Below are 7,829 nucleotides of genomic sequence, written 5' to 3' on the forward strand. Positions count from 1 at the left end.
CGTCCGGTGGAAGCACTCGGCTTGGTCAGTCAAGGAACACGGATGGACCCGGATTTTCCACGGGTGAACACGGATCTGAATTAAATCGATACGCGCCACAGGCCATGGCGTTCCCAGAGTATTCAAATATCGCTCTATCCGTGTCCATCCGTGGAAAATCCGGGCCCATCCGTGTTCCTGTCCCGTCCACACGAAACACCGATCCAGTTGACTCCCCCACCCCCGAAAATGCTATTTTTCCGCCACCGCACGGGCATAACTCGCCTGGAGCGCCTATATGCATTGCCACACTCAACGCGTAACGCGGATCGACACGCGCATCAGGGTTCAGCATTTGACCAAGAAGAAACTGTTCATCAAGACCTGGGGCTGCCAGATGAACGTCTATGACAGCGCCCGCATGGCCGATGTCCTGGCTCCTCTGGGCTATCAGCCGGTCGAGGCCCCCGACGGGGCCGATATGGTCATCCTGAACACCTGCCACATCCGCGAGAAGGCGTCGGAGAAGGTCTTTTCCGAACTCGGCCGCCTGCGCATCGAGAAGAACCGTCAGTCCGCCGAGGAAGACGGCCGCCGCATGATCATCGCCGTCGCCGGCTGCGTCGCCCAGGCGGAAGGCGAGGAGATCATGGCCCGCGCGCCCTTCGTGGACATGGTCTTCGGCCCGCAGACCTACCATCAGCTCCCCGAAATGGTGGCCCGCGCCAGCCGCGCCGCCGGCGAGCGGGTGCTGAACACCGATTTCCCGGTGGAGAGCAAGTTCGACTTCCTGCCGGGCGAGAGTGCGGCCACCGGCGTCTCGTCGTTCCTGTCGGTCCAGGAAGGCTGCGACAAGTTCTGCACCTTCTGCGTCGTGCCCTATACGCGCGGCGCCGAGTTCTCGCGCCCGGCGGCACAGATCCTCGCCGAAGCCCGCCGCATGGTGGAATCGGGCGCCCGCGAGATCACGCTGCTCGGCCAGAACGTCAACGCCTACCACGGCGACGGTCCCGCATCGGGCACCACCTGGGGCCTCGGCCGCCTGATCCGCGAGCTGGCGGAAATCGACGGCCTGCTCCGCATCCGCTACACCACGTCGCATCCGCGCGACATGGACGACGATTTGATCGCCGCCCACGGCGAGGTGCCGGCCCTGATGCCGTTCGTCCATCTGCCGGTGCAGAGCGGTTCCGACCGCATCCTGGCGGCGATGAACCGCAAGCACACGGCCGACGACTACCGCCGCATCATCGACCGGATGCGGAAGGTGCGGCCCGACTTGGCGCTGTCGTCTGACTTCATCGTCGGCTTCCCCGGCGAGCGCGACGCCGACTTCGCGGAATCCCTGCGGCTGATCACCGATATCGGTTTCGCCCAGGCCTATTCCTTCAAGTACAGCGCCCGTCCCGGCACGCCCGCCGCCGGCCTGGACGACACCCAGGTCCCGGAAGCCGTGAAGACCGAGCGGCTGGCGTCGTTGCAGCAACTGCTCAACGCGCAGCAGGTCGCCTTCAACGAGTCCTCGATCGGACGCACGATGCCGGTCCTGCTCGACCGTTCGGGCAAGCGACCCGGCCAGCTCATGGGCCGCAGTCCTTATATGCAGTCGGTGCCGGTCGACGCACCGCAACGCCTTGCCGGAATGGTGGTTGATGTCCGTATCACCGCCGCCCACGCCAATAGCCTTGCCGGCGAACTGGTGCTGGCGGACGGCGTCACCGGCCTGACCGCCGAAACCAGGACCACGCCAGCCATGAACTTTTCCGAACCCCCAGCCTGTGAGGTAACTGCTTGACGGGGCTCCCCGACCGTCGCATCGACCTGTCCTTCGACGACAATCGGCTGTTGCCGCTGCTTTACGGCGAGCATGACAGCCACCTCGCCCGGATCGAAACCCAGCTCGGCGTCTCCCTGATCAGCCGCGGCAACACCTTGACGGTCTCCGGCCCTCCCGATGCTTCCGAAAGCGCCCGCGCGGCGCTGGACGCCCTGTGGGAACGGCTGAAGCGCGGCATGGTCGTGGGATCGGCCGAAGTGGACGCGGCACTCCGCATGGCGACCGGCGTCGGCGACGGCGCCGCCCGTGCGCTCGCCATGCAGGCCATCGCCCGGCCCGACTTCAACGTCAAGACCAAGCGCCGGTCGATCTCGCCGCGCAGCCCGACCCAGGCCGCCTATATCCAGGCCCTCCAGGAAAACGAGCTGGTGTTCGGCCTCGGTCCCGCCGGCACCGGCAAGACCTATCTGGCCGTCGCCCAGGCCGTCGTCGCACTGACCAGCGGTCAGGTCGACCGCATCGTCCTGTCGCGTCCCGCCGTGGAAGCCGGCGAACGGCTGGGCTTCCTGCCGGGCGACCTGCGCGAGAAGATCGATCCCTATCTGCGCCCGCTTTACGACGCGCTCTACGACATGCTGCCTGCCGAGCAGGTGGCGCGCCGGCTGGGCAACGGCGAGATCGAGATCGCGCCGCTGGCCTTCATGCGCGGCCGCACGCTCGCCAACGCCTTCGTCATCCTGGACGAGGCGCAGAACACGACGCCGATGCAGATGAAGATGTTCCTGACCCGGCTGGGCGAGAACGGCCGCATGGCGGTGACCGGCGACACCAGCCAGATCGACCTGCCCAGCGGCACCCGGTCCGGCCTGAAGGACGCGATCGACATCCTTCAGGGCGTGCCCGGCGTCAGCTTCGTCCAGTTCGGCGACGCCGACGTGGTCCGGCACCCGCTGGTCGGTCATATCGTCCGCGCCTATGACAAGCACGACGCGGCCCGGCAGGAAGCAGAACGCCAGGGCGGCCGGTCGGCGGACGGGTACCGGCGATGACCGCATCGCCTGCCGAACGGCTCGATATCTCCTTCAGCCTGGAGTCCGGCGACTGGGAAACGGCGGCAGCCGACGTCGAACGACTGACCGACGCGGCTGCCAGGGCCGCCTTCGAGGCTGCCGAAAAGCCGGAGATCCTGGGTGGCGATACCCCGGTCGAGATGAGTCTTGTGCTGGCCGACGACGCCTTGGTCCAGACCCTCAACCGCGACTACCGCGACAAGGATAAGCCGACCAACGTACTTTCTTTCGCGTTATTGGACGATTTGGACGATACCGATGAGAGCACGGATGATGTCTTGGCGCGCGATGAGGGAATGCCTATACTGATAGGCGACGTGATCCTCGCGTTTGAAACCGTGCAGCGTGAAGCGCTGGAACAGGGAAAATCCTTCGGGGATCATCTGACGCATCTGGTAATTCATGGCGTTCTTCACCTACTAGGTTATGATCACCAATCCGACCCCGACGCCGACCGCATGGAAAGACTGGAAACCAGCATCCTCGCCCGCCTGGGCATCGCCGATCCCTATTCCGCCAACCCGGCCAGATCGGCCGCGGCTGAAGGGGAGACTGGCGCGGACGGCGCCACCACACTCCAACCCATATGACAATGACAGACATATCCGGCAGTAGATCGCCCCGTGAAGACGGGGCCGACGAGCAAAACTCCTTCACCGGTCAATTTCGCGGCTGGTTGAGGACGATCCTGGGGGGACGCGGCGATACGACGCTGCGCGACACCATCGAGGAGCTGATCGAGGAACGGCGCGAAGCCGAAGGATCGATCGCCGCCGACGAGCGCGTGCTCCTCGCCAATATCCTGAAGCTGCACGACCGTACCGTGGTGGACGCCATGGTGCCGCGTGCCGACATCGTGGCGGTCGATATCGACACCACGCTCCCGGCGCTGATCGAGCGCATGTCGGAGGAAGCCCATTCCCGCATGCCCGTCTACCGGGAAACGCTCGACGACGTCGTCGGCATGATCCACATAAAGGACGTGCTGAGCTGCATCGCGAAGCAGAAGCCGTTCCAGATGAGCGATATCGTCCGCGACGTCGTGATCGTCGCGCCCAGCATGCCCGTACTCGACCTGCTGCTTCAGATGCGCCAGTCCCGCCAGCACATGGCGCTGGTCGTGGACGAGTTCGGCGGCATCGACGGCCTCGTCACGATTGAAGACCTCGTGGAAGAGATCGTCGGCGAGATCGAGGACGAGCACGACGAGGAGGAAGCTCCCATGCTCGTGACCCGGCCCGACGGAACCCTGCTGGCCGACGCCCGCCTGCCGATCGACGAGTTCCTGAGCGAAGTCGGCCCCGTCCTCAACGAAGAGGAACAGGAGGACTTCGATACCCTGGGCGGTCTGGTGTTCAGCCTCGCCGGCCGCGTCCCGAGCCGGGGAGAACTGCTGAAGCACTATTCCGGCATGGAGTTCGAAGTGATCGATGCCGATCCCAGGCGGATCAAGCGCCTGCGCGTCCGCAACCTGCCGGAAGCGGCAGCGGCGGCCCATGCCTGATCCCATACGCTCCGATTTCACCACTTATGACTGAAACACCACATGCCTGACGCGATCCTGCGCCCGGCGGGCGCAGGCGGCATCGCGGCCGGGCGCCCCGGACATCGTTTAGCATCCCGGCTGGCAACGCTGACCGGATGGCGCCGCTATGCAGCCGCTGCGGCTTTCGGCGGTCTCGCCACATTAGCATTGCCACCCGCTGGCGCCGTTCCGGTACTGCTGCTGGCCTTTCCGGGATTGCTCTGGCTGCTCGAGGGGGCTGCCACCAGGCGAGCCGCCTTCTTTACCGGCTGGTGGTTCGGCTTCGGGCATTTCGTCCTCGGGCTCTACTGGATCTCCTTCGCGCTGCTGACCGACGTGGCGAAGTTCTGGTGGATGATGCCGTTCGCCATAGCCGGCCTTCCGGCCCTGCTCGCGACCTTCATCGGGCTGGCGGCGCTTGTCCTGCATATCGCCTGCCGCCGCCTGAAACTGTCGGGCCTTGCCCGCGTCCTGGCTTTCGCCATTGTCTGGACGGTGTTCGAGTACCTGCGCGGCCACGTCTTCACCGGATTCCCGTGGAACTTGATCGGCTATTCCTGGACCGGCTTCCTCCCCGTGCTTCAAAGCGTCGCGGTGATCGGCATCTATGGGCTGGGACTGCTGACCGTGGCGGTGGCGGCGCTGCCGGCGCTTCTCCCCGATCCATCCGAGTCGGTCATGCGGGGGCGTGCGAGCGTCGCCGTCGGCCTTGTTCTCGTGGGCGCAATGGGTCTTGCGGGCTGGGTCCGATTGTCGCAGGCCGACTCCGCCACCGTTCCGGGTATCAGGCTTCGGGTGGTCCAGCCGGCCATCCCGCAGACGCTCAAATGGGCGCCGGCCGAAAAGGCGCGCAACTTCGAGCGGCTGCTGGAACTGACGGCGGAACCGGCCGCCGCCGGAGCTTCTCCGGTTACCCATGTCGTCTGGCCGGAAACGGCGGTGCCGTTCTTCGTGGAGCGGGATGGCGGCGCGCGTCAGGCGATGGCATCCGTCACCCCGCCCGGCGGCAGCATCATCACCGGCGCCCCCCGGATCCGGGTGGAAGCGGACGGTGAAAACCGGTTCTGGAACAGCCTGCATGCGGTGGACGGCAGCGGCGCCGTCGTCGCCAGCTTCGACAAGTTCCATCTGGTGCCGTTCGGCGAGTACATGCCGCTGCGCGGCATCCTGCCGGTCGGCGGGATCGCGGCCGGCGCCACCGATTTTTCGTCCGGCCCCGGACCGGCAACCCTCGACGTGCCGGGACTGCCGCCGTTCAGCCCGCTGATCTGCTACGAAGTGATCTTTCCAGGAGCGGTCAAGGACTCCCACAACCGGCCCAACTGGCTGCTCAACGTGACGAACGACGCCTGGTACGGGAAAACGGCCGGTCCCCATCAGCACTTCGAGATCGCGCGCGTGCGTGCGGTTGAAGAAGGACTACCGTTGGTACGCGCCGCCAATACAGGCATTTCGGGAATTTTCGACGGTTACGGTCGCGTTACGGCATATCTCGGCCTGGGCGAACGCGGCGTGGTGGATGCAGATCTACCCGTTATGCTTCCGATTACGCCTTACGGACGGTTCGGTGACATCATCTTGGTATTACTACTTATGAGTTTCTCGCTGGTCACAACCATCGCTCGACAAACCCGCTAAATATCGCACATATTTTTGTATGCACGTGCACAAGAATGCGGTAATACGTACTATTGAATGCATACACGTGCATAGCTAATTAGAACCTAAACATTCAACAGGGGTTTGAGCGCATGCAACCACAGACACGAGGCCGGCGTGGAACCGGCGGGCGCCCGAAGACCGGCAAGCCGAATCCCATCGACGTACACGTCGGTTCACGGGTAAGGCTGCGGCGTACTCTCCTCGGTATGAGCCAGGAGAAACTGGGCGAGGCGATCGGCCTGACGTTCCAGCAGGTACAGAAATACGAGCGTGGCGCGAACCGTATCGGTGCCAGTCGCCTGTTCGACCTGAGCCGGGTGCTCGATGTGCCCGTTTCCTTCTTCTTCGACGACATGCCGGCCGATCCGGACAGCATCCCGACATCTGAAGGTTCCGCCGGCGGTTTCGGCGAGGAGAAGTCCAGCTCCTTCGAACCGGACCCGATGGCCAAGCGCGAGACGCTGGAACTGGTCCGCGCCTACTACCGGATCACCGATCCGCAGGTACGCAAGCGGCTGTTCGAGCTGACCAAGTCGGTCGCGAACGCGGCCAATGCCGAAGGCGATTGACTGGACCGGCCGCTGGCCGGACCCGTCCGAGAACGTGGTCCCGGCCGGCTCGTCCGGTAACCGGAAAACGTCTTATTCCCGATTGATAGGTACCTTATTGAACTTCGATAATAGCCCCGCAAGTTAGCCGCGCGGGGTAATCAGGCGGCATGCTCCCAATCGAAGTCGCTTGACCACAGGTACGCGGATTGCGAAAAGAGAAAGAGGCGGGTCAATCTTTCGTGAGACCTGCATATCTTCGTATTTTGTCAAAACCCGCAACGTGCCGAGGCTACCTGTGGCTCTACGCAACTACGTCTTCACCAGCGAATCGGTTTCCGAGGGCCATCCAGACAAGGTCTGCGACCGCGTTTCCGACGCCATCGTCGATCTTTATCTCGGCCATGACCCTTATGCCCGCGTTGCTGTCGAAACGCTGGCGACGACCAACCAGCTCGTGCTGGCGGGCGAGGTCCGTGGTCCCGAGACGATCACCCATGAGCTGATCGAAGCCGCGGCGCGTCAGGCGGTGAAGGACATCGGCTACGAGCAGGAAGGCTTTCACTGGGAGAAGGCCGACGTCAAGATCCTGATCCACGCGCAGTCCGCCGACATCGCCGTCGGCGTTGACGCCGCCGGCAACAAGGACGAAGGCGCCGGCGACCAGGGCATCATGTTCGGCTACGCCTGCCGCGAGACCGACGCGCTGATGCCGGCGCCGATCCACTTCTCGCACGGCATCGCCAAGAGCCTGGCGGAAGCGCGCCACTCCGGCGCCGCTCCGCTGCTCGGCCCCGACGCCAAGACGCAGGTCAGCCTTCAGTACGAGAACGGAAAGCCGGTCCGCGCCACCTCCATCGTCGTGTCGACCCAACACGACGCCTCGATCGACACCGACAAAGTGCGCGAGATCGTCCTGCCCCATATCGTCAACGTGCTGCCGCAGGGCTGGCTGCCGGAGGCGGAGTTCATCTACGTCAACCCGACCGGCCGTTTCGTGATCGGCGGTCCCGATGGCGACGCCGGTTTGACCGGGCGCAAGATCATCGTCGACACCTACGGCGGTGCGGCGCCCCACGGCGGCGGCGCCTTCTCCGGCAAGGACCCGACCAAGGTCGACCGCTCGGCGGCCTATGCGGCCCGCTATCTCGCCAAGAACGTGGTCGCCGCCGAACTGGCGGAGCGCTGCACCATCCAGTTGGCCTATGCCATCGGCGTCTCCCGCCCGCTGGCCGTCTACATCGATACCTACGACACCGGCAAGGTGG

7 protein-coding genes are annotated in these 7,829 nt (G+C 64.7%); all 7 read left to right on the top strand.

The genetic code is table 11. From position 1 onward, the window contains the following. Positions 1-376: 376 nt before the first annotated feature. A complete protein-coding gene (miaB, locus tag AC5JJ6_RS28665) occupies positions 377-1,774 on the top strand; it encodes a tRNA (N6-isopentenyl adenosine(37)-C2)-methylthiotransferase MiaB (RefSeq protein ID WP_496045335.1) in 1,398 nt (465 codons plus the stop codon). Then, positions 1,771-2,805 carry a PhoH family protein gene (locus tag AC5JJ6_RS28670; protein ID WP_496045328.1) on the top strand — a complete coding sequence of 345 codons (1,035 nt, stop codon included), beginning with the start codon at positions 1,771-1,773 and terminating at the stop codon, positions 2,803-2,805. The genes miaB and AC5JJ6_RS28670 overlap by 4 nt, the downstream gene beginning before the upstream one ends. Then, the gene (gene ybeY / locus AC5JJ6_RS28675; protein ID WP_496045329.1) at positions 2,802-3,416 is read left to right on the top strand and encodes an rRNA maturation RNase YbeY; all 615 of its coding nucleotides are present in this window, start codon (positions 2,802-2,804) and stop codon (positions 3,414-3,416) included. Before AC5JJ6_RS28670 ends, ybeY begins: the two co-directional genes overlap by 4 nt. A 2-nt stretch (positions 3,417-3,418) precedes the next feature. After that, positions 3,419-4,330 carry a hemolysin family protein gene (locus tag AC5JJ6_RS28680; protein WP_496045330.1) on the top strand — a complete coding sequence of 304 codons (912 nt, stop codon included), beginning with the start codon at positions 3,419-3,421 and terminating at the stop codon, positions 4,328-4,330. Between the two features lie 42 nt (positions 4,331-4,372). After that, positions 4,373-5,989 carry an apolipoprotein N-acyltransferase gene (gene lnt, locus AC5JJ6_RS28685; RefSeq protein WP_496045331.1) on the top strand — a complete coding sequence of 539 codons (1,617 nt, stop codon included), beginning with the start codon at positions 4,373-4,375 and terminating at the stop codon, positions 5,987-5,989. A 113-nt stretch (positions 5,990-6,102) separates the two neighbouring features. Further along, positions 6,103-6,582 (top strand): helix-turn-helix domain-containing protein, encoded by a 480-nt coding sequence (locus AC5JJ6_RS28690; protein ID WP_044428927.1) that lies wholly within the window; start codon positions 6,103-6,105, stop codon positions 6,580-6,582. A gap of 277 nt (positions 6,583-6,859) precedes the next feature. Next, a partial coding sequence (metK, locus tag AC5JJ6_RS28695; RefSeq protein ID WP_496045332.1) for a methionine adenosyltransferase occupies positions 6,860-7,829 on the top strand: 970 nt, incomplete at its 3' end.

The sequence above is a fragment of the Skermanella sp. genome (assembly GCF_059503625.1).

What these genes read in the sequence shown, in the direction of transcription:
- AC5JJ6_RS28690 (WP_044428927.1), top strand. Translation starts at nt 6,103, where the DNA reads ATGCAACCACAGACACGAGGCCGGCGTGGAACCGGCGGGCGCCCGAAG.
- ybeY (WP_496045329.1), top strand. Translation starts at nt 2,802, where the DNA reads ATGACCGCATCGCCTGCCGAACGGCTCGATATCTCCTTCAGCCTGGAG.
- AC5JJ6_RS28680 (WP_496045330.1), top strand. Translation starts at nt 3,419, where the DNA reads ATGACAGACATATCCGGCAGTAGATCGCCCCGTGAAGACGGGGCCGAC.
- lnt (WP_496045331.1), top strand. Translation starts at nt 4,373, where the DNA reads ATGCCTGACGCGATCCTGCGCCCGGCGGGCGCAGGCGGCATCGCGGCC.
- miaB (WP_496045335.1), top strand. Translation starts at nt 377, where the DNA reads ATGAACGTCTATGACAGCGCCCGCATGGCCGATGTCCTGGCTCCTCTG.